The organism is Aquabacterium sp. (assembly GCF_030652515.1).
GTDB lineage: Bacteria > Pseudomonadota > Gammaproteobacteria > Burkholderiales > Burkholderiaceae_C > Aquabacterium.
In genome coordinates this window covers 26,155-45,586 of the sequence record NZ_JAUSAR010000196.1, presented here as the reverse complement: position 1 = coordinate 45,586, position 19,432 = coordinate 26,155, and the positions used below count along the sequence as shown (strand labels likewise).

The 19,432-nt window shown below is 62.8% G+C and carries 17 protein-coding genes; 12 read left to right on the top strand and 5 right to left on the bottom strand.

The features are described 5' to 3' along the window. Positions 1–24: 24 nt before the first annotated feature. Positions 25–1,419 (bottom strand): argininosuccinate synthase, encoded by a 1,395-nt coding sequence (locus Q7V20_RS22310; protein ID WP_304796052.1) that lies wholly within the window; start codon positions 1,417–1,419, stop codon positions 25–27. A gap of 168 nt (positions 1,420–1,587) precedes the next feature. Here Q7V20_RS22310 and Q7V20_RS22305 point away from each other — a divergent pair, with 168 nt between their 5' ends. Continuing rightward, complete coding sequence (locus Q7V20_RS22305; protein ID WP_304796051.1) at positions 1,588–2,298, top strand: glycine zipper 2TM domain-containing protein; 711 nt, start codon at positions 1,588–1,590, stop codon at positions 2,296–2,298. Positions 2,299–2,305: 7 nt separating this feature from the next. Here Q7V20_RS22305 and dnaE read toward each other — a convergent pair whose 3' ends face one another. Further along, positions 2,306–5,851, bottom strand: a complete 3,546-nt coding sequence (gene dnaE / locus Q7V20_RS22300) for a DNA polymerase III subunit alpha (RefSeq protein ID WP_304796049.1) — start codon at positions 5,849–5,851, stop codon at positions 2,306–2,308. Positions 5,852–5,890: 39 nt separating this feature from the next. Here dnaE and Q7V20_RS22295 point away from each other — a divergent pair, with 39 nt between their 5' ends. Both Q7V20_RS22295 and Q7V20_RS22290 read left to right on the top strand, forming a co-directional pair. Continuing rightward, positions 5,891–6,640 carry a sulfurtransferase gene (locus tag Q7V20_RS22295; RefSeq protein WP_304796048.1) on the top strand — a complete coding sequence of 250 codons (750 nt, stop codon included), beginning with the start codon at positions 5,891–5,893 and terminating at the stop codon, positions 6,638–6,640. Between the two features lie 311 nt (positions 6,641–6,951). Beyond that, a complete protein-coding gene (locus tag Q7V20_RS22290; RefSeq protein WP_304796046.1) occupies positions 6,952–7,845 on the top strand; it encodes a hypothetical protein in 894 nt (297 codons plus the stop codon). A gap of 319 nt (positions 7,846–8,164) precedes the next feature. Here the strand turns inward: Q7V20_RS22290 and Q7V20_RS22285 are convergent, their stop codons facing one another. Further along, positions 8,165–8,827: a TetR/AcrR family transcriptional regulator gene (locus tag Q7V20_RS22285; RefSeq protein WP_304796044.1), complete on the bottom strand. Its 663-nt coding sequence runs from the start codon at positions 8,825–8,827 to the stop codon at positions 8,165–8,167. Between the two features lie 82 nt (positions 8,828–8,909). Here Q7V20_RS22285 and Q7V20_RS22280 point away from each other — a divergent pair, with 82 nt between their 5' ends. The 4 genes from Q7V20_RS22280 to Q7V20_RS22265 are packed head-to-tail and all read left to right on the top strand — an operon-like array spanning position 8,910 to position 13,174. Then, the gene (locus tag Q7V20_RS22280; protein WP_304796043.1) at positions 8,910–10,424 is read left to right on the top strand and encodes an NAD(P)/FAD-dependent oxidoreductase; all 1,515 of its coding nucleotides are present in this window, start codon (positions 8,910–8,912) and stop codon (positions 10,422–10,424) included. Continuing rightward, positions 10,421–11,329 carry an alpha/beta hydrolase gene (locus tag Q7V20_RS22275; RefSeq protein WP_304796041.1) on the top strand — a complete coding sequence of 303 codons (909 nt, stop codon included), beginning with the start codon at positions 10,421–10,423 and terminating at the stop codon, positions 11,327–11,329. Before Q7V20_RS22280 ends, Q7V20_RS22275 begins: the two co-directional genes overlap by 4 nt. A 5-nt stretch (positions 11,330–11,334) precedes the next feature. Next, entirely contained in the window at positions 11,335–12,201 is an 867-nt protein-coding gene (locus Q7V20_RS22270) for an SDR family oxidoreductase (protein ID WP_304796040.1), read from the top strand. 7 nt (positions 12,202–12,208) lie between these two features. Continuing rightward, complete coding sequence (locus tag Q7V20_RS22265) at positions 12,209–13,174, top strand: alpha/beta fold hydrolase (RefSeq protein ID WP_304796038.1); 966 nt, start codon at positions 12,209–12,211, stop codon at positions 13,172–13,174. A 6-nt stretch (positions 13,175–13,180) separates the two neighbouring features. Here the strand turns inward: Q7V20_RS22265 and Q7V20_RS22260 are convergent, their stop codons facing one another. Continuing rightward, positions 13,181–13,786, bottom strand: a complete 606-nt coding sequence (locus Q7V20_RS22260) for an NADPH-dependent FMN reductase (RefSeq protein WP_304796036.1) — start codon at positions 13,784–13,786, stop codon at positions 13,181–13,183. A 90-nt stretch (positions 13,787–13,876) separates the two neighbouring features. Between Q7V20_RS22260 and Q7V20_RS22255 the strand changes: the two genes are divergently transcribed. The 4 genes from Q7V20_RS22255 (at position 13,877) to Q7V20_RS22240 (ending at position 17,512) form a co-directional block, all read left to right on the top strand. Beyond that, a complete protein-coding gene (locus tag Q7V20_RS22255) occupies positions 13,877–14,740 on the top strand; it encodes a 23S rRNA (adenine(2030)-N(6))-methyltransferase RlmJ (protein ID WP_304796035.1) in 864 nt (287 codons plus the stop codon). 25 nt (positions 14,741–14,765) lie between these two features. After that, entirely contained in the window at positions 14,766–15,710 is a 945-nt protein-coding gene (locus Q7V20_RS22250; RefSeq protein WP_304796033.1) for a LysR substrate-binding domain-containing protein, read from the top strand. Then, positions 15,707–16,603 (top strand): tRNA glutamyl-Q(34) synthetase GluQRS, encoded by an 897-nt coding sequence (gene gluQRS, locus Q7V20_RS22245; RefSeq protein ID WP_304796032.1) that lies wholly within the window; start codon positions 15,707–15,709, stop codon positions 16,601–16,603. The genes Q7V20_RS22250 and gluQRS overlap by 4 nt, the downstream gene beginning before the upstream one ends. Before the next feature lie 132 nt (positions 16,604–16,735). Beyond that, on the top strand, positions 16,736–17,512 hold the full coding sequence (locus tag Q7V20_RS22240; RefSeq protein ID WP_304796031.1) for a PEP-CTERM sorting domain-containing protein: 777 nt from the start codon (positions 16,736–16,738) through the stop codon (positions 17,510–17,512). A 16-nt stretch (positions 17,513–17,528) separates the two neighbouring features. On the opposite strand, the gene orn is transcribed toward Q7V20_RS22240, so the two are convergent. After that, positions 17,529–18,110 carry an oligoribonuclease gene (gene orn / locus Q7V20_RS22235; protein ID WP_304796030.1) on the bottom strand — a complete coding sequence of 194 codons (582 nt, stop codon included), beginning with the start codon at positions 18,108–18,110 and terminating at the stop codon, positions 17,529–17,531. A 59-nt stretch (positions 18,111–18,169) separates the two neighbouring features. On the opposite strand from orn, the gene Q7V20_RS22230 reads away from it, so the two are divergent. After that, a complete protein-coding gene (locus Q7V20_RS22230; protein ID WP_304796028.1) occupies positions 18,170–19,432 on the top strand; it encodes a M48 family metallopeptidase in 1,263 nt (420 codons plus the stop codon).

Below are 19,432 nucleotides of genomic sequence, written 5' to 3'. Positions count from 1 at the left end.
TCGGCGGCGGCCATCCAGGCGTGATCAGGCGGTTTTCTTGGCCACGGCCTTCTTCGCCGCTGGCTTCTTGGCGGCTGTTTTGCGGGCCGCCGTCTTGTCGGCCTTCGCCTTGGCCGTGGCCGCACGCTGGGCGTTCACGTTGGCACCAATGCGCAGGCGCAACGCGTTCAGCTTGATGAAGCCGGCCGCGTCGGCCTGGTTGTAGGCGCCGCCGTCGTCGTCGAAGGTCGAGATCTTGGCGTCAAACAGGCTGTCGGTCTTGGACTCGCGGCCCGTGCACAGGATGGTGCCCTTGTACAACTTGAGCTTGACCGTGCCGTTGACGGTTTCCTGGCTCTTGTCGATCAGCCCTTGCAGCAGTTCACGCTCGGGGCTGAACCAGTAGCCGTTGTAGATCAGGCGGGCATAACGGGGCATCAGGTCGTCCTTGAGGGACAGCACTTCGCGGTCCAGCGTGATCGACTCGATGGCGCGGTGGCCTGACAGCAAGATGGTGCCGCCGGGGGTTTCGTAGCAGCCACGGCTCTTCATGCCCACGTAGCGGTTCTCGACCTTGTCGAGGCGGCCGATGCCGTGCTTGCCGCCAATTTCGTTCAGCTTGGTCAGCACTTGCGCGGGCGACATCTTCACGCCGTCGATGGCGACCACGTCACCTTTGGCGTAGGTCAGCTCGATGATTTGCGGCTTGTTGGGCGCTTTCTCGGGCGAGACCGTCAGGCGCCACATGTTGGCTTCGGGCTCGAAGTTCGGGTCTTCCAGCACACCGCCTTCGTAGCTGATGTGCAGCAGGTTGGCGTCCATCGAATAGGGCGCGCCGCCCTTGCGCTTCTTGAAATCAACCGGGATGCCGTGCTTGTCGGCGTAGGCCAGCAGCTTTTCACGGCTGAGCAGGTCCCACTCGCGCCAGGGGGCGATCACCTTCACGCCGGGCATCAGCGCGTAGGCGCCGAGTTCGAAGCGGACCTGGTCGTTGCCCTTGCCGGTGGCACCGTGGCTGATGGCATCGCCCTTGGTCTTCTTGGCGATGTCGATCAGGCGCTTGGCGATCAGGGGCCGGGCGATGGAGGTGCCCAGCAGGTATTCGCCCTCGTACAGCGCGTTGGCGCGGAACATGGGGAAGACGAAATCGCGCACGAACTCTTCGCGCAGGTCTTCAATGAAGATGTTTTCGGGCTTGATGCCCATCTTGATGGCCTTGGCGCGCGCCGGCTCGATCTCTTCACCCTGGCCGATGTCGGCCGTGAAAGTGACCACTTCGCAGTGGTACTCGTCCTGCAGCCATTTCAGGATGATGGAGGTGTCCAGACCGCCTGAATAAGCCAGGACGACTTTCTTGACTTGGGGCGCAGCGGCAGCGGTGGGCGCGGCTGCTTTCACGGGTTTCGCGGGCTTGGCGGCGGGCTTGACGGTCTTGGACATGGTGATGAATGGCGATTGAGACAACCGCGCATTTTAGGCGCCCTGCGGCATGGAAGTCTTCACCCATCTTTACGCAATTCACAAATCAACCCTGTCCACCCGCCTTGACTGGGGGCCGTTGAAGGCTCAGGGTCGACTCCATGGTCGGCCGTCAATGGAGAAATCACCATGAACCAACGCCCCACCCTGAACACCCTGCTGGCCCTGGGCTGCGCATTGGCCACGGGCGCCGCCACTGCCGGGCCCCGTGTGGGCTCGGTCGTTGGTGCGCCCAGTTCAACCTCGTCCACCGTGCAGGCCAAGGTCATTTCGGCCACACCGGTGGTGGCACAGGTGGCAGTGCCCCGCCAGGTTTGCCGTGACGAGCTGTACCAGGAGCCTGCGCGCTCTTCTGGCGCGGGTGCCCTGCTGGGCGCCATCGCGGGCGGCGTGGTGGGCAATGCCCTGGGCAAGGGATCGGGCAATGCGCTTGCCACCGGTGCCGGCCTGATCGGCGGTGCGGTGCTGGGTGACCACATCGAGAACAATGGCCGCCAAGGCACGACACGCTCGGTGCGCCATTGCGAGCAGCAGGCCTCTTATGAGAACCAGGTGGTGGCCTATGACGTGGTCTACGAATTCGCTGGCCAGCGCTACAACACGCAGATGGACGAGGAACCCGGTCGGACGATTCCGCTGCAAGTGACGGTCAATCCGGTGGGCTCGCCTGCGCCCATGGTGATGGCCCCGCAGCCGATGGTGGACGAATCTGGCGTGGGGCCGGCCACGTACTACCCGCCCAATCCGGGTATGGTGATCTATGGCGGCGCGCCGCCAGCCCGCGGTTGGCATGGTGATCGCCGATGGCATGAGCGCGGCGGGTACCACCGCTGGGATTGAGCGCACACTACCCTTCGCCATACACAACCTGGGCCTGCCCCAAGGGCATCAGCTCCTTGAAGCGCGCCAAGGCCTGGTCACTGGGGTAAATCCGCGCTGATTCGCCCAGGTCCAACTCGCCTCGGGCCGACAAGTCACCGGCCTGGCGCTCGACCACCACGCGGATCGGCAAGCCCTGGATGGTTTCGGGCTGATCGGGCTGGGCCGAGGCCACGCGCCGCGCCGGGAACTCGCGCAACACATCGGCCACCGGCAGGTGCTGGTTCTTGGCCGTCACGCGCACGAAGCGCGCAAAGCGGCATCGCGCTGCTGCCAGGCTCATCACCTGCTGCACATTCAGGCGCAAACCGCCCGAGAAGCGGTCGGTCTGGACCTTGCCGGTGATGATCACCAGCTCGTCCTCCTTGAACAGCTCCTTGTTGGCATCCAGCGTGTCCTGGTTGGCCACCGCCTCGATGCTTTCGCTCTTGTCGTCCAGCTTGAACAGGCCCACCCGGCCACGCGTGCCGTTGATGACGCGCAACTCGCTGATGATGCCGGTCACCACCTGCACCTCGCGGCTGTCCTGCAAATCGGCGATGCGCTGCTTGGCAAAGCGGCGCACCTCGGCTTCCGCCTCGTCGAACAAGTGGCCAGACAGGTAGAAACCGATGGCGGTTTTTTCCAGCGTGAGCTGTTCTTTCAGGCCCCAGGGTTCGGTGGGCACCAGGTCGGGCTCGTTGGTGGAGGCGGCGTGCGAATCACCGAAGTCGAACAGGCCGCCCTGGTCGGCGTTGGCCAGTTGCGTGTCGGCGTAGTCGAAGGCCAGGGCCACGCTGGCCAGCAGGCTGGCGCGCCGTGGCTCCAATGCATCGAACGCACCGGCCTTGATCAGCGCCTCGACCACGCGCTTGTTGACGCGCGAGCGGTCCACCCGGGCACAGAAATCAAAGAAGCTGGTGAAGGGCCCGCCTTCGTTGCGGCAAGCCACGATGGCCTCGATGGCGCCCTGCCCCGTGCCCTTGATGGCCCCCAGCGCATAGCAGATGGTCTTGCGGTCGATGGGTTCGAACTTCCACGCGCCCGCGTTGACATTGGGGGGTGTGAAGGTGATGCCGAAGTTCTGCGTGGCATCGTCGTGGAAGATCTTGAGCTTGTCAGTGTCGTCACTCGACACGCTCATGTTCCCCGCGAAGAACTCGGCCGTGTAGTGCACCTTCAGCCAGGCCGTGTGGTACGCCAGCAAGGCGTAGGCTGCAGCGTGCGACTTGTTGAAGCCGTAGCCCGCGAACTTCTCCATCAGGTCGAAGATCTCGTCGGCCTTGGCCGCCGAGATGTTGTTCTTGGCCGCGCCTTCGGCGAAGGTGGCGCGGTGGGCCACCATCTCTTCCAGCTTCTTCTTGCCCATGGCCCGGCGCAGCATGTCGGCGCCGCCCAGCGAGTAGCCGCCCACGCGCTGGGCCACCTGCATCACCTGCTCCTGGTAGACCATGATGCCGTAGGTCTCCTTGAGCACCTCGGCCATCAAGGGGTGCAGGTACTCGACCTCTTCGCGGCCATGTTTGCGCGCGCAGAAGCTGGGGATCAGGTCCATCGGGCCTGGCCGGTACAGCGAGACCAGCGCGATGATGTCCTCGAAGACGCTGGGCTTGGCGTCTTTCAGCATGCCCTGCATGCCGCGCGATTCCAGCTGGAACACGGCCACGGTCTTGCCCTGGGACAACAGTCGGTAGGTGGCCGCATCGTCGAGCTTGATCTTGGCGAAATCGAAGTCCTTCTGGTCCGGGTGGCGCGCGATGATGAAGTCTTTCGCGGTCTCCAGGATCGTGAGCGTGGCCAAGCCCAGGAAGTCGAACTTGACCAGGCCGATGGCTTCGACGTCGTCCTTGTCGTACTGGCTGACCGCGCTGTCGCTGCCCGGCTGCATGTACAGCGGGCAGAAGTCGGTGATCTTGCCCGGCGCGATCAACACCCCCCCGGCGTGCATGCCGATGTTGCGCACCATGCCTTCGACGCGCATGGCCAGGGTCAGCAGCTCGGCCACCTCTTCTTCGGCGGCTTCGCGCTGCTCCAGCTCGGGCGCTTCCTTGCGGGCATAGATGATGCCGGGGTCGGGGTTGGCGGGCACCCTGGCCAGCGTCACGCTCTTGCCCGGTGGCGCGGGGATGAGCTTGGCAATGCTGTCGACATGGCCATAGCCCATGCCCAACACGCGGCCCACGTCGCGCAAGGCGGCCTTGGCGGCCATGGTGCCGAAGGTGGCGATTTGCGAGACCGCTTCGCGACCGTATTTGTCCTTGACGTAGTCGATGACGCGGTCGCGGTTGCCCTGGCAGAAGTCGATGTCGAAGTCGGGCATCGAGACGCGTTCGGGGTTCAGGAAACGCTCGAACAGCAGGTTGTATTGCAGTGGGTCGAGGTCGGTGATCTTCAGCGCGTAAGCCACCAGCGAGCCTGCGCCGGAGCCCCGTCCGGGCCCCACTGGGCAGCCATTCTTCTTGGCCCAGTTGATGAAGTCGGCCACGATCAGGAAGTAGCCGGGAAAGCCCATCTTCAGGATCGTGTTGATCTCGAATTCGAGCCGGTCGACGTACTCTTTCCGCTTGGCCTCGCGCGCTGCCACATCCGGGTAAAGGTGCACCAGCCGCTCTTCCAGACCCTCGAAGGAGAGAACCCGGAAGTAGTCCGACATGGGCATGGGCTTGCCTTTGTCCGGCCCGTCTTCCAGGATGGGCGTGGGGAAGTCGGGCAGTTGCGGCTTGCCCAGCACCAGCGTCAGCCCGCAGCGGCGCGCAATGGCCGCCGTGTTGGCCAAGGCCGAAGGGATGTCGGCGAACAAGGCCTCCATCTGCGCCTGCGTCTTGAAGTACTGCTCGCGCGTGAACTTCTTGTTGCGGCGAGGGTTGCCCAGGGTCTCGCCTTCGGCGATGCAGACGCGGGCTTCGTGCGCTTCAAAGTCATCGGGGGTCAGGAACTGCACCGGGTGCGTGGCCACCACCGGCAGGCCCAGGCGCGACGCCATGGGCACCGCGGCACGGATGTAGGTCTCGTTCGTGCCATGACCCGAGCGTTGCAGCTCGATGTAGAAGCGCCCTTCGAAGATGCCGCCCAGGCGTTGGGCCAATGCTTCGGCGCGCGCCAGATCGCCTTGCGTCATGGCTTGGCCGATGACACCCATTTCAGCGCCCGACAGCGCGATCAGGCCCGCTGACTTGGCCTGCAGGTTGCTCCAGCTGACCGTGGCGTGCGTGCGCTGGCCGGGTGCCGTCCAGGCATCGCCCAGCAGCTCGCTCAAATGCAAGTAACCCTGGCTGTTCTGGATGAGCAGCAATAAACGCGAGGCAGGCCGCTGAGGCTCGTCGGCCTCCAGCCAGACGTCGGCCCCGATGATGGGCTGCACGCCCTTTTTGCGCGCGGCAGAGTAGAACTTGACCGCGCCGAACAGGTTGCTCAGGTCGGTGATGGCCAGGGCGGGCTGGCGGTCGTCTTTGGCGGCAGCCACCAGATCGTCGATGCGCAAAGTGCCATCGACGACGGAAAACTCGGTGTGGGTGCGCAGGTGAATGAAGGGCATGGGGGGATTGTAAGAAGCCCCTTCCGTAGAATTGCGCCCATGGCCTCGATCCTGAACATTTCCGCGTACAAATTCGTCACCTTGCCCGACGCCGCCCAGTTGCGGGATCAGGCGATGGCGCTGTGCCAGGCCTCAGGCCTGAAAGGCACCATTTTGCTGGCCGAGGAAGGGATCAACCTCTTCCTGGCGGGCACTGAACAGGCTGTGCGCGATTTCGTGGCGTGGCTGCGCGCCGATCCGCGTTTTGCCGACCTGACGCCGAAGGAAAGCTGGTCCGAGGCCGTGCCTTTTCACAAGATGCTGGTCAAGGTGAAGAACGAGATCATCCGCATGAACCACCCCACCATCCGCCCGGATGTGGAAGGGACCGAGGGCCGCGCACCGGCGGTGGATGCGCCCACCCTGAAGCGCTGGCTCGACCAGGGCCATGACGACGAAGGCCGCGAAGTGGTCACGCTGGACACTCGCAATGGTTTCGAGGTTGACTTTGGAACATTTGAAGGTGCCATCGATTGGCGCCTGGGCAAGTTCAGCGAGTTCCCGGAGCAGGTGCTGGCCCACAAGGCCGAACTGCAGGACAAGACCGTGGTCAGCTTCTGCACGGGCGGCATCCGCTGCGAAAAGGCCGCCCTGTTCATGGCGGAGGCTGGCGTGGACCATGTCTACCAGTTGGACGGCGGCATCTTGAAGTACTTCGAGTTGGCTGGCGGGTCGCACTACCAGGGCAACTGCTTTGTCTTCGATGAGCGTGAAGCGCTGGGCGCGGATTTGACGCCTAGTGAACAGTGAGGAGTGGGGAGTCGCCTGAGCTCGCAGGCGTTCCCGCGTACAGACGTTGCCCAAGGACTACCGATAAATTTGGCAGCATTTTTCGAAGACTCGCTGAAGATCAACCACCGTTTGTTCCGAAGTGTTACAAGCCTGATGGATGAAAACCATGCGCCCTCCTTCCAGCTGGCCTTCTGAATGCCAGGTGGTTCAACTTCAGTTTTGCAGCCTGCCCCTCAATTCGGGGGCCTACGAAATAGTTCCTGTAGGCAATGCCATAATTAAGAATGGCTAATGGAGCCGTTTTATTTACTGTACTAGGGAGAAAATACATGATCCGTGTTTCACATGTGGCGATTATCTGCGCCCTTGCTTTTGGCGCAAATGCAGCCGTGGCTGCGTCGAAGGCTACCGCATCTGTTTCAAACATTAGCTTCAGCCTAACTGATTTAAATTTGAATGACCAGGTGTCGCCTTATTTCTCATATTTACCTTCAAATAAATCTCAAGCTTCCGTCACAGCGACGTCTGAAACTGGAGGATTTCTTGAGAATTGGCAAGCAGCCAATGCACTCGGACTTTCCCCAACTTTTGCAGACATAACCACCCCTGATTTGAAGGCTGGCGCCACCGGCGCCACCACGGTCGATAGCGTTTCTGCAAGCGGTTATGCCATCGGAAATAATACGCGTTTCTCCTCATCCACGCAGCTTATAAATTCCGCCGATCTGCTGGGTCAAATCGTACTGTCGCCCAATTCCATATTGAAAATATCTGGCAATATCTCAACTACCGCTGATGTTTTAAATGCGCCCATCATCTGCGCACCATTGAGCCTCCAAAGTGAGTGCCTCCCATTTGTTTCCGACCGGGCAAATGCCTATGCCACTGTTACCTTGTTTTATCAATACGTCGACGAAGGCTTCGATGTCATCTATTCCAGATGGAGTATGTCAAAGGCGGAGGTTAACCAGGCTCTTGATTATTCCGGCACTTCGACAGGCTATTTCAATCAGAAAGTCAGCAATGCCGAAAAATTCGATCTTTTCTTTATCAATGGTTCAGGCGTTGAACAAACCGCCATCTTTAAAATAGAGGCTTACGCTGGCGGTGACGGGTCTGCTGCGGTCGTTCCTGAGCCCCAGTCTGTCATCCTGGTTTTGGTTGGTTTAGGGATGATAAATCTGTGGGTTAATCGTCGCAGCGCTCTGAGCAAGGCAATTTGAGTGGTCAGCATTCAGCCCAAGTGCTGGTTTGAATATCACTCTCCCCATAGCGCTACACCTACCACTGCACCGATAGTGTAGGCAGCGTTCTCAGAGCGATAAGCAGTTGCAGCAACTTGGGGAGTGCCGGCCTTCTTAGAGGCATTTCTCCCCTCAGAAGGCTCCAAATAGCCTGAGGCTAATGTTGTGCCAGTTATTGCCGCGGCAATCATGGCCAATCCTGCCGGGGTATGTGTCATTTTTTTGGTGAGCGAGCACTGACTCGATCTGTTCGCCCACCCCGCGACAAGCATACGCAACAACATGCAGAGGCCAACTTTCAAGGCCGCTTGGAATCCAGCAAGGCCATCAACCCCTGGTACGGCAACAGGTTCGTCCTGACCACCTTGTCGATCGGCTCCACAAAGCCATCCTGCATCCACCGCGCGGCCAGCAACACATTCATGCCAATCATGCCTTCGGCCAGCAGATCGAGGCTGAGATCGGGCAAATCGCGGGCGGGCACCATGCGGCTCAGGTGGAACTTGAGCAACTCTGAATAGTCACGCGCCGTGGCCCCGCTGAACGCCGCCACTTCGCTGTCGATGCCCAGAGAATCAACCAGCATGATCCGGCCACGCCGGGGATCGTCGCGGATGAACTCCAGGAACACTCGGATGGCCGGCTCCAACAGGCCCAATGGCGTCTGCTCGGCCTGCGCCATGGAGGCCAAAGTCTTGGCCATCAGCTCTTCCCGCAGATGCGCGTACACGGCGATGAACAGTTGCGGCAGCGTCTTGAAGGACTCGTAGAAGTAACGCTCCGTCAGGTGCGCGGCCACGCACACCTCGCGCACGGTCGCAGCGTGGAAGCCCTTCGTGCCGAACACCTCGATGGCGCCGTCGATGAGCTTGACCCGCCGCTGGCGCTGGCGGTCCTCGGGCAAGACACCACCGTAGCGGCGCTTGTTCGGGGGGTTGGTGTCAGAAATTAGTCCGTCCATAGGGATCACTATATTGACATGGATCATTGTCAAAGTTAATCTGACATGATTCTTTGTCACAAAAACGGATTTGGCAAGTCTCATGAACCCCCATTCCAACCTGGCCTACAAGCCCACCGCCGACACCCAGACTGCCCCCGTGCAGCACCACAAGATCCTGGTGATCGGCACCGGTTTCTCCGGCCTGTGCATGGGCGTGAAGCTGCGCGAAATGGGCGAAAACGACTTCGTGCTGCTGGAGCGGGCGGATGACGTGGGCGGCACCTGGCGCGACAACACCTACCCGGGTTGCGCCTGCGATGTGCCTTCGCACCTGTATTCGTTCTCGTTCGAGCCCAACCCCAACTGGTCGCGCATGTACGCGCCCCAGCCCGAGATCTACGCCTACCTCAAGGGCGTGGCCACCAAGTACGACCTGCTCAAGCACATCCGCTTCAATGCCAACCTGGTCAGCGCGCGTTTTGACGACGTCCGCAAGCTGTGGGTGGTCGAGTCCGACGACGGCCGCGTCTTCGAGGCCGAGATCCTGGTCTCCGGCATGGGCGGCCTCAGCAACCCGGCCACACCCAACATCAAGGGCCTGGACAAGTTCAAGGGCGCCACCTTCCACTCCGCCACCTGGGACCACGACTACAACCTGGTGGGCAAGCGAGTGGCCGTGATCGGCAGCGGCGCCAGCGCCATCCAGTTCGTGCCCAACATCGCCCCCAAGGTCGATCACCTGTATTACTTCCAGCGCACGCCGCCCTGGGTCGTGCCCAAAGACGACCGTCCCCTGTCGCAGCGCGAACAGGCTGATTTCAGCGCCAACCCCTGGCGCCAGCGCTGGGAGCGCACCAAGCTGTACTGGACCATGGAGCTGCGCTTCCTGGCCTTCAAGTTCAAGCCCGAGTGGATGGGCCTGGTGGCCAAGGTGGCCAAGCGCAAGATCTCGCAGTCCATCAAGGACCCGGTACTGCGCGCCAAGCTCACGCCCGACTACACCCCCGGCTGCAAGCGCCTGCTGATCTCGAATGACTACTACCCGGCCCTGGCCCGCACCAACGTCGATGTGATCACCGAAGGCATCCAGGAAGTGACGCCGCGCGGCGTGGTCACCACCGATGGTGTGGAGCGCCCGGTGGACGCCATCATCCTGGGCACCGGCTTCAAGGTGCAGGATCCAATCCCCCGCAAGACGGTGTTTGGCAAAGGTGGCATTGACCTGGCCGACGTGTGGAAGCAAGGCCCCGAGGCCTACCTGGGCGTGGCCGTGTCGGGCTTCCCCAACTTCTTCATGCTGATGGGCCCCAACACCGGCCTGGGCCACAACTCCATGGTCTTCATGATCGAGTCGCAGGCGCACTACATCGTCAACGCCATCAAGGCCATGAAAGAGCACCGCATCAAAGCGCTGGACGTCAAGCCCGAAGCGCAGGCGCAGTTCATCGACAAGGTGCAAAGCGAGTTGCAGCAGACGGTGTGGAACTCGGGTTGCAAGAGCTGGTACGTCGATGACAAGGGCCGCAACTCCTTGCTGTGGCCAGGCTTTACATTTGCGTACCGTTTGAAGACGCGCCACTTCAACCTTTCGAAATACACCGCAGACAAAGCATGAGCATCCAAGTCGTCATCGCCAACCTGATTCTTCGTTGGCAGTTCAAGCGCAATGGCCGTGGTCCGATCGAAGTGGGCAAAGTCCGCCACATGATCACCAAGGCGGCCAAGCGTTACCCAGCTCCGCCCGCCGATATCGCTCACACGCCCGTGGCCGCCAAGAGCGCTTCCGACCTGTGCGCCGCCGAATGGCTGAGCGTGGCCAACCCGCAGCGCACGGTGCTGTACTTCCATGGTGGTGGCTACTTCTTTTGCGGCCTGGACACGCACCGCCCCGTCTGCGCCTACCTGGCCAAATCGGCCAAGGCTCGCGTGCTGTCGGTCGACTACCGCCTGGCCCCCGAGAACATCTTCCCCGCCGCCGTTGACGATGCCGTGGCCTGGTGGAAGGAGCTGTTGAGGCAGGGCATTTCGCCCAAGAGCGTGGTGTTCGCGGGCGACTCGGCCGGTGGTGGCCTGGCCTTGGCCTGCCTGGTGGCCGCGCGCGACCAAGGCTTGCCCATGCCTGCAGGCGCTTTGCTGTTTTCGCCCTGGGCAGACTTGTCGTGCTCTGGCGAGACCATGAAGACCTTGGCCGACGCCGACGTGATGTTCAACCCCGAATCATTGCCCCAGGCGGCCACCTTTTACCTGGCTGGTCAATCGGCCACACACCCGCTGGCCTCACCGCTGTTCGCGGATCTGAAAGGCTTGCCGCCTTTGATGATCCACGCCAGCAAGCACGAGATCCTGCTGTCAGACTCGACCCGCCTGCACGACCGAGCCCTTCAGCAAGGCGTGCCAAGCGAGATTCACCTGAAGGCCAAGATGCCGCACGTGTGGCCCACCATGGTCATGCTGCCTGAAGGGCGCCAGAGTCTGAAAGAATCCGCCCAGTTCATCACCCGCGTCACAACCGGAGCCTGATCACCATGAAATCATTCAAGAACAAAGTGGCCGCCATCACCGGCGCCGCATCGGGCATGGGCCGCACCCTGGCCGTCGAGCTGGCCAGCCGTGGCTGCCACCTGGCCCTGAGCGATGTCAATGAGACTGAATTGGTCAAAACCGCCGAGCTGGCAGGCGTGCATGGCGTCAAGGTCACCATTGCCAAGCTGGACGTGGCCAAGCGCGACGACGTCTTCGCCTGGGCCGACCAGGTGGCCAAGGATCATGGCCGCGTCAACCTGATCTTCAACAACGCGGGCGTGTCGCTGACGGTGCCGCTCGACTCCTGCAAGATCAGCGATTTCGAGTGGATCATGGGCATCAACTTCTGGGGCGTGGTGCATGGCACGCAGGCTTTCCTGCCGCACCTGAAGGCCTCGGGCGATGGCCACGTCGTCAACACGTCCAGCCTGTTCGGCCTGATGTCCATCCCCAGCCAGGGCACTTACAACGCCAGCAAGTTCGCCGTGCGTGGTTACACCGAATGCCTGCGCATGGAGCTTGAAATGGAAGGCACCAGCGTGAGCGCCACCTGCGTGCACCCCGGTGGCATCGCCACCAACATCGCCATGGCAGGCAAGATCGACCCGGCAATGGAGAAGATCACGGGTGTCAGCATCGAGCATCAGAAACGCCGTGCCAGCAAGATGATCGACGTCACCACCGCGCAATCGGCGGCCTTGCAGATCCTCACCGCCGTGGAGAAAAACCAGCGTCGAGTGCTGGTGGGGCCCGATGCCAAGCTCCTAGACAAGGTCGTGCGCCTGCTGGGTGCCAGCTACCAAACCCACGTGATTCGACACATGAAACGCATGAACAAGCCCCGCCAGCCGGTGCAAGCCACCAGTTGATCGCTGCATGAGCTGGCTCAATCGCGTTTGGTGGACCTGCGTGCTGCTGGGCCTGGGCCTGGCCATCGCCGTGACGGTGTCGTGGGAGCCTGATCGCCAGATCGGGCCGCTGGTGGCCAAATGGGCCAAAGAGCCCTCCACCTTCATTGAACTGGATGGCGTCCAGGCGCACATCCGCGACACCGGGCCGCGCAATGATCCCGTGCCCATCGTGCTGCTGCACGGCATGGCTTCCAGCCTTCACAGTTGGGAAGGATGGCAACATGAGTTACAGAAAACGCGGCGGGTCATCTCGGTTGATTTGCCGGGCTTTGGCCTGACCGGCCCCAGCCCCCAAGGCGAGTACCACATCGATGCCTACACGCGCTTCTTGCTGCGCCTGCTGGATTCGCTCGGCGTCAAGCGGGTGATGCTGGTGGGCAACGCGCTGGGAGGCGAGGTGGCCTGGCAGACCGCCATCCTGGCGCCGGAGCGTGTGCGCAAGCTGGTGCTGATCGACTCCGACGGCTACCCGCAGTCAGCGCTGTCCATGCCCATCGCCTTCCAGATCGCCAGCGCGCGCAGTTGGCGCTGGATCGCGGAACGCATCCTGCCCCGCGCCGTGGTCGAATCCAGCGTGCGCAGCGTGTTTGGCGACCCCAGCAAGGTCACGCCGGAAAAGGTTCAACGCTACTTCGAGCTGGCCTTGCGCGTGGGCAACCGGCGGGCATTGTTCCAGCGCATGGACCAGGCTCAATGGGGTGCCAGTGCTCACATGGTCCGCCGCGTGCAACAACCCACGCTGGTGCTGTGGGGGCTGAAGGACGGCATGGTCTCGCCCGCCAATGGGCCGCAGTTCTGCCGGGAAATCCAGCACTGCACGCTGGTCACCTTTCCCGAGCTGGGCCACATACCGCAAGAGGAAGACCCTCAGCAGACCTTGAAGGCTGCCCTGCCCTTCCTGGCTCAATCGGGCACAGCCAACAACAAGTGACGAGATTCAGGCCATGGCGCGCCAGCGGGCCTGCTGGATGACCGAGGCCACCACTTTGCCCAGGATCTTGTCATAGCCGGCACTCTTGAACGCACCGGCCTCGTCGAAAGCCTGGTCGGCATGAGAAACGCCAAGTTGCTCGGGCACGACGACCATGGCGAAATTGGTGCTCAGGAAAGTGCGCACGATGGGCAAGGCGCGGATGCCACCCAAGGCGCCTGGCGAGGCCGCCAACAATCCCACCGGCTTGCTGACCGTGGTGGCCGCACCGCCTGGGTGGCCCTCACCCTCAGGCACCGTCGACAGCCAATCGAAGCTGTTGATCAGCAAGGGCGTGGGCAACGCGTTGTACTCAGGGCAGGCCAGCAACAGCCCATCGTGCGAGGCGAACAGCTCGCGCAGCTTCAAAGCCCCGGGCGGCACGCCGTGCTGGGCATCCCAGTCGGCGTGGAACAAAGGCATGTCCAAAGCCGCCAGATCGACCGAGGTGGTCTGGGCGCCCAAAGCCTGCGCCTTGCGCTCGGCCAGGTCTGCCAATTGGCGGTTGTAGGAGCCTTTTCGGGCGCTGCCAGCAATCACCAGCAAGCGGACGGGAGCGGAGGCGTTGGTCATGGTCATCCAGTTAGTCCAAATCGTTCATCAAAGCAAAGCGAATCGTCGGATCATGCCGGGAAATTGGCGAAAAGCCGCTACCCTTGGCGGATGTTCAGTTATCGACACGGCTTCCACGCGGGCAACCACGCCGATGTGCTCAAGCACATGGTTTTGGTGCAGCTGCTTTCGCACCTGCTGCTCAAAGACAAACCTTTCTGGGTCATCGACACCCACGCCGGTGGCGGGGTCTACGACCTGACCAGCACCTACGCGGCCAAGAGTGGTGAAGCGCTCGGCGGCATCGTCAAGGTCTGGAAAGAGCGCAACGACCCGGCTCTGCCTCAGGGCGTGGCCGATCTGCTCGAGCAGATCCGCGCCACCAACACGGGCGACCGCCTGGATTGGTACCCGGGCTCGCCGCAGATCGCCGCGCAAATGCTGCGTGAGGGCGACCACCTGCGCCTGTTCGAACTCCATCCCAGCGAAATCAAGAACCTGCAGAACCACTTCTCGTCCGTCAAACGCGGCGTGAGCATTCAGGCGGCCGATGGCTTTGGTGGCCTCAAAGGCTGTGTACCGCCGCCCCCGCGCCGTGGCCTGGTCCACATGGACCCGTCCTACGAAATCAAGGAAGATTATCGCCGCGTGGTGCAGGCCCTGAAAGACAACGTGCCGCGCTTTTCCACAGGCGTGTATGCCATCTGGTACCCCGAGGTGGCCCGGCGCGAATCCAACCAGTTGCCAGCGCAGCTCAAGCGCGCCGCGGCCGAGTTGTCGGTCGACTGGCTGCACGCCACCCTGCGGGTCAAGGGCGCCTCGAAAGACGGCCTGGGCCTGCATGGCAGCGGCATGTTCGTCATCAACCCGCCGCACACGCTGTACGACACCCTGGCCGAGGCGCTGCCCTGGCTGGTCGAAACCATCGGCGTTGACGAGCACGCGGCCTACTCGCTGGAAGTTCAGCAGCGCTGACATCGGGTCATGCGCGGCATTGCTCATGTCAGAACGCCGTCACGCCCTCACCCCCGACGCCCTGCTGATGATGGACACCATCGACCGCACCGGCAGCTTCGCGGCGGCGGCGCGTGAGCTGGGCAAGGTGCCATCGGCGCTGACCTACAGCGTGCGTCAGCTGGAAGAAGCGCTGGACGTGCTGCTCTTCGATCGCGGTTCGCGCCAGGCCAAGCTCACCGCCGCGGGCGAAGAACTGCTGCACGAAGGCCGCCTGCTGCTCAAGCAGATGGACGCCGTCGCCAACCGCGTGCAGCGCGTGGCCTCCGGCTGGGAAACCCAGCTCACCATCGCCATCGACAACGCCGTGGCGCCCAGCGCGGTGTTCGACCTGATCGAAGCCTTCTACGCCCTCAATCCCCCCACGCGCCTGAAGTTGCGCAACGAGGTGCTCAATGGCACCTGGGAAGCGTTGGTGTCGGGCCAGGCCGACTTGGCCATCGGCGTGCCTGGCGATCGGCAGTCGTCGTCCAGCATCCGTTTCGAGCCCTTGGGCGAACTGGAGTTCGTGCTCACCGTGGCCCCGCACCATCCACTGGCCCATGAAGCCGAGCCCCTGCCCGTCAGCACCCTGGCCCTGCACCGCATCATTGCCGTGGCCGACACCGCCCGCGACCTGCAACCCCTCACCGTGGGCATCCAGCCCGGGCAGGATGTGCTGACCCTGCCCTCCATGTCGGGCAAGCTGCAGGCCCTGCTGCGCGGCCTGGGCTGCGGTTTTCTGCCCGAGCCCATCGTGCGGCCCCACATCCAGGCAGGTCGGCTGGTCCTCAAAACCGTGGACCAGCCCAAACGCCTGAACCACACCTACTACGCCTGGCGACAACAATCGACCCGGCCTGGCCAAGCCCTTGACTGGTGGCTCCAGCAACTCAGTCGGCCAGCCACGCGCCACGCCATGCTGTCCCTGCACGGAGACATGCTGTTGTGAACGCCCCCGCGCCGGGTGTTTACATCGGTCGCTTCGCGCCATCGCCCACGGGCCCCTTGCACGCAGGCTCGCTGGTCGCCGCGCTGGCCAGCTGGCTCGACGCGCGCGCGCACGGCGGTCGCTGGCTGGTGCGCATTGAAGATGTGGATACCCCCCGCTGCGTGCCCGGCGCCGATCAAGTCATCCTTGGGCAACTGGCCGCCCTGGGCCTGGTGGCCGACGAGCCACCGGTCTACCAAAGCCAGCGCGGCCCCCTGTACCAGGCCGCGCTAGGGGCCTTGGTGGCCCGCAACCTGGCCTACCCCTGCGCCTGCACGCGCGCCGACATCGCCCAGGCCAACGCCGCGCTGGGCCTGCTCAAGCCCCGCCATGGCGAACTGGTCTACCCCGGCACCTGCCGTCCTGAAAATGGCGGGCTGCGTGGACGCGCGCCGCGCGCGTGGCGCTTGCGGGTGCCCCATGGCTCGACGGCACGATGGGATTGGCATGACCGCCGCCTTGGCGCCCAGACGCAGGCACTGGACAGCACCGTGGGCGACTTCGTGATCCGACGCGCCGATGGCCTGTGGGCCTACCAGTTGGCGGTGGTCGTGGACGATGCCGAGCAACACATCACCCACGTTGTGCGCGGTGAGGATCTGGCAGACAACACCCCCCGCCAGCAATGGCTGCAGCAGTGCCTCGGCGTGCCAACGCCCAGCTACCTGCACACGCCGCTGGTGGTCGATGCGCATGGCGAAAAATTATCGAAACAGCATGGCGCGCCAGCGGTGCAAGCCAGCCGGGCCTTGTCCGAACTCCGCAGGGCAGGCCAATCATTGGGGATCGAAGTGGCCGCCGACTCCGTGGAGGGGTGGCTGAAAAGTGCGACTTTGTACCGGTTTCCCGATTGAACTGGGGCGCCCCCCTTTGACCAAGGGGTCCCATTCGCCCCACCGGATGCGCTGCATTGCAACAATTCGTCATCCATCCGGAAATCGTTCAGTTGCTGGGCCACAGCGGGCCAGCTCAAAAGGAAGTCCCTCATGTTGCACCGTGCCGCCGTCGCCAGCCTCCTCGCCATTGCCACCGTCCACGGCGCCGCGCTGGCCGCTGCGCCTGTGGCCGACTATTCGGTCCAGTTCAACAACCTGTTCGACGCCGCTGCCCACCCTGAATTGGGCTTGGTCAATGCCAACGTGACGCCTGATGGTTTGCAGACCCACGGCTTCTACAACGACCAGGGCATCCCATCGCAGATCACCCTGGACGCCAGCAGCATCCTGCCAAGCGCTGGCGACTACACCATCGACCTGAACTTCGGTGGCGTGGCGGTCACGCGCTGGTCCGTCAAGCTGCTGGACTTTGCCAACAGAACCCAGGACATCGGCCTGTACATCGACAACCACAACATCAATTTTTACGACTACCAAGGCGGCTCGAACATGGGCTCCAGCCCGCTGATCCAGGACGACACCCCCTTCAGCGTGACCTTCAGCCGCAGCAGCGCCACCAATCTGGTGGTCGGCTACATCAATGGTGTTCAGCAGTTCAGCTTCCTGGACAACCTCGGCTTGGCCGTCTTCGATCCACGCCAGTTCTACATCTTCACCGACGACGTGGCGACCCCTGGCAGCGGCGGCGACGCCTACGAAAGCCGTGCGGGTGTCATCAAAGGCATCAACATCTACAAGACGGCCTTGAGCTCTAGCGATGTGGGCTCACTGCATGGCGTCGGCCTGGTGCCAGAGCCCGAAACCTGGGCCCTGATCCTGTCTGGTCTGCTCACGTGCGCCTTCGTGGGCCAACGCCGTCGGGGCTGACACGCCCGAGCCAGGATCATTTCACCAGAAAGTGCTCGCGGTAATACGCCAACTCGTCGATCGACTCGTGGATGTCGGCCAGCGCCGTGTGCGCCTGCGCTTTCTTGAAACCTTCGGCCAGTCCCGGCTTCCAGCGCTTGGCCAACTCCTTGAGCGTGCTCACGTCCAGGTTGCGGTAGTGGAAAAAGGCTTCCAGCTTGGGCATGTAGTTGGCCAGAAAGCGCCGATCCTGGCAGATCGAGTTGCCGCACATCGGCGACTTGTTGGTGGGCACGTACTGCTTTAAAAACGCGATCACGGCCTGCACGGCCTGGTCCTCATCCACTGTCGAGGCCTTCACCCGATCGATCAGGCCACTGCGGCCGTGCGTGCCCTTGTTCCAGGCGTCCATACCATTCAGCATGGCGTCTGATTGGTGGATGGCGAACACCGGGCCTTCGATGCGCACGGTCAGGTTCGGGTCGGTCACCACCACGGCGATCTCGATGATGCGGTCGGTGTCCGGCTTGAGCCCGGTCATCTCCAGGTCGATCCAGATCAGGTTCTGATCACTGGAAGCCAGGGTCGGGGCAGCGGTGGAAGGCGTCGTATCGAGCATGAGGGGCAAACAATGGGTGGTCGAGTGCAGATTGTCGGGCAACTCGTACACTTGCAACCATGCAATCAAGCACCCTCTCTCTGGTTTTTGCCGCCTTCCTGCTGGCGTCCATCATCACCAAACTGTGGCTGGCCAGCCGCCAGATTCGGCACGTGGTCAAGCACCGTGGCCAGGTTCCCGCCGGGTTTGACATGGCTGTGGGCCTGTACAACCACCAGCGCGCCGCCGACTACACGGTCGACAAGCTGCGCTTTGACCTGGTCAGCACGGCCATCAGCACGGCGGTCCTGGTGGGCTGGACGCTGCTGGGCGGCCTGGATGCCCTCAACATCGCCTTGCGCGATGCCGTGGTGCCCAGCCATGGCCCCCTGGTCTACCAACTGGCCCTGATCCTCAGCTTCGGCCTCATCAGCAGCCTGGTCGATCTGCCGCTGGCGGCCTGGAGCACCTTCCGCATCGAGCAACGCCATGGTTTCAACCGCATGAAGTTCGGCATGTGGGTGGGTGATCAACTCAAGGAAGGCTTGCTGGGCCTGGTGTTGGGCGCCCCCATCGCGGCGTTGATTCTGTGGCTGATGGGCGCGGCCGGGCCGCAATGGTGGTTGTGGGCCTGGGGTGCCTGGGTGGGCTTCAGCCTGCTGTTGATGATCGTGTTCCCCATCTTCATCGCGCCACTGTTCAACAAATTCTCGCCGCTGGAAGACGACGCCCTGAAAGGCAAGGTCGAATCCCTGATGGCGCGTTGCGGCTTCGCCGCCAAGGGCCTGTTCGTGATGGACGGCAGCCGCCGATCGGCCCATGCCAATGCCTACTTCACGGGGCTGGGATCGTCCAAGCGCGTGGTCTTCTACGACACCCTGCTCAGCCGCCTGAGCCACGGCGAGATCGAAGCCGTGCTGGCCCACGAACTGGGCCACTTCAAGCACAAGCACGTGCTCAAACGCATGATCGGCATGTTCGCCATGAGCCTGCTGGGCTTTGCCTTGCTGGGTTGGTTGTCGCGCCAGGTTTTCTTCTACCAGGGCCTGGGCGTCACGCCCAACCTGGGCGCGCCCAATGATGCACTGGCCTTGCTGCTGTTCATGCTGGCCGTGCCGGTGGTGATGTTCTTCGTGGCCCCGGTGTTCGCGCACTTCTCGCGCCGCGACGAGTTCCAGGCCGATGCCTATGCCTGCGTACACGCTCAGGCCACTGACCTGCGCCAGGCTTTGATCAAGCTGTACAAGGACAACTCGTCCACCCTGACGCCCGACCCGCTGTACGTGCGCTTTTACTACTCGCACCCGCCCGCGTCCGAGCGCATGGCGGCCATGGGCTTGTGA

Coding starts and splice junctions, on each gene's coding strand:
- Q7V20_RS22310 (WP_304796052.1), bottom strand. CDS start 1,419: ATGTCCAAGACCGTCAAGCCCGCCGCCAAGCCCGCGAAACCCGTGAAA.
- Q7V20_RS22305 (WP_304796051.1), top strand. CDS start 1,588: ATGAACCAACGCCCCACCCTGAACACCCTGCTGGCCCTGGGCTGCGCA.
- dnaE (WP_304796049.1), bottom strand. CDS start 5,851: ATGCCCTTCATTCACCTGCGCACCCACACCGAGTTTTCCGTCGTCGAT.
- Q7V20_RS22295 (WP_304796048.1), top strand. CDS start 5,891: ATGGCCTCGATCCTGAACATTTCCGCGTACAAATTCGTCACCTTGCCC.
- Q7V20_RS22290 (WP_304796046.1), top strand. CDS start 6,952: ATGATCCGTGTTTCACATGTGGCGATTATCTGCGCCCTTGCTTTTGGC.
- Q7V20_RS22285 (WP_304796044.1), bottom strand. CDS start 8,827: ATGGACGGACTAATTTCTGACACCAACCCCCCGAACAAGCGCCGCTAC.
- Q7V20_RS22280 (WP_304796043.1), top strand. CDS start 8,910: ATGAACCCCCATTCCAACCTGGCCTACAAGCCCACCGCCGACACCCAG.
- Q7V20_RS22275 (WP_304796041.1), top strand. CDS start 10,421: ATGAGCATCCAAGTCGTCATCGCCAACCTGATTCTTCGTTGGCAGTTC.
- Q7V20_RS22270 (WP_304796040.1), top strand. CDS start 11,335: ATGAAATCATTCAAGAACAAAGTGGCCGCCATCACCGGCGCCGCATCG.
- Q7V20_RS22265 (WP_304796038.1), top strand. CDS start 12,209: ATGAGCTGGCTCAATCGCGTTTGGTGGACCTGCGTGCTGCTGGGCCTG.
- Q7V20_RS22260 (WP_304796036.1), bottom strand. CDS start 13,786: ATGACCAACGCCTCCGCTCCCGTCCGCTTGCTGGTGATTGCTGGCAGC.
- Q7V20_RS22255 (WP_304796035.1), top strand. CDS start 13,877: ATGTTCAGTTATCGACACGGCTTCCACGCGGGCAACCACGCCGATGTG.
- Q7V20_RS22250 (WP_304796033.1), top strand. CDS start 14,766: ATGTCAGAACGCCGTCACGCCCTCACCCCCGACGCCCTGCTGATGATG.
- Q7V20_RS22240 (WP_304796031.1), top strand. CDS start 16,736: ATGTTGCACCGTGCCGCCGTCGCCAGCCTCCTCGCCATTGCCACCGTC.
- orn (WP_304796030.1), bottom strand. CDS start 18,110: ATGCTCGATACGACGCCTTCCACCGCTGCCCCGACCCTGGCTTCCAGT.
- Q7V20_RS22230 (WP_304796028.1), top strand. CDS start 18,170: ATGCAATCAAGCACCCTCTCTCTGGTTTTTGCCGCCTTCCTGCTGGCG.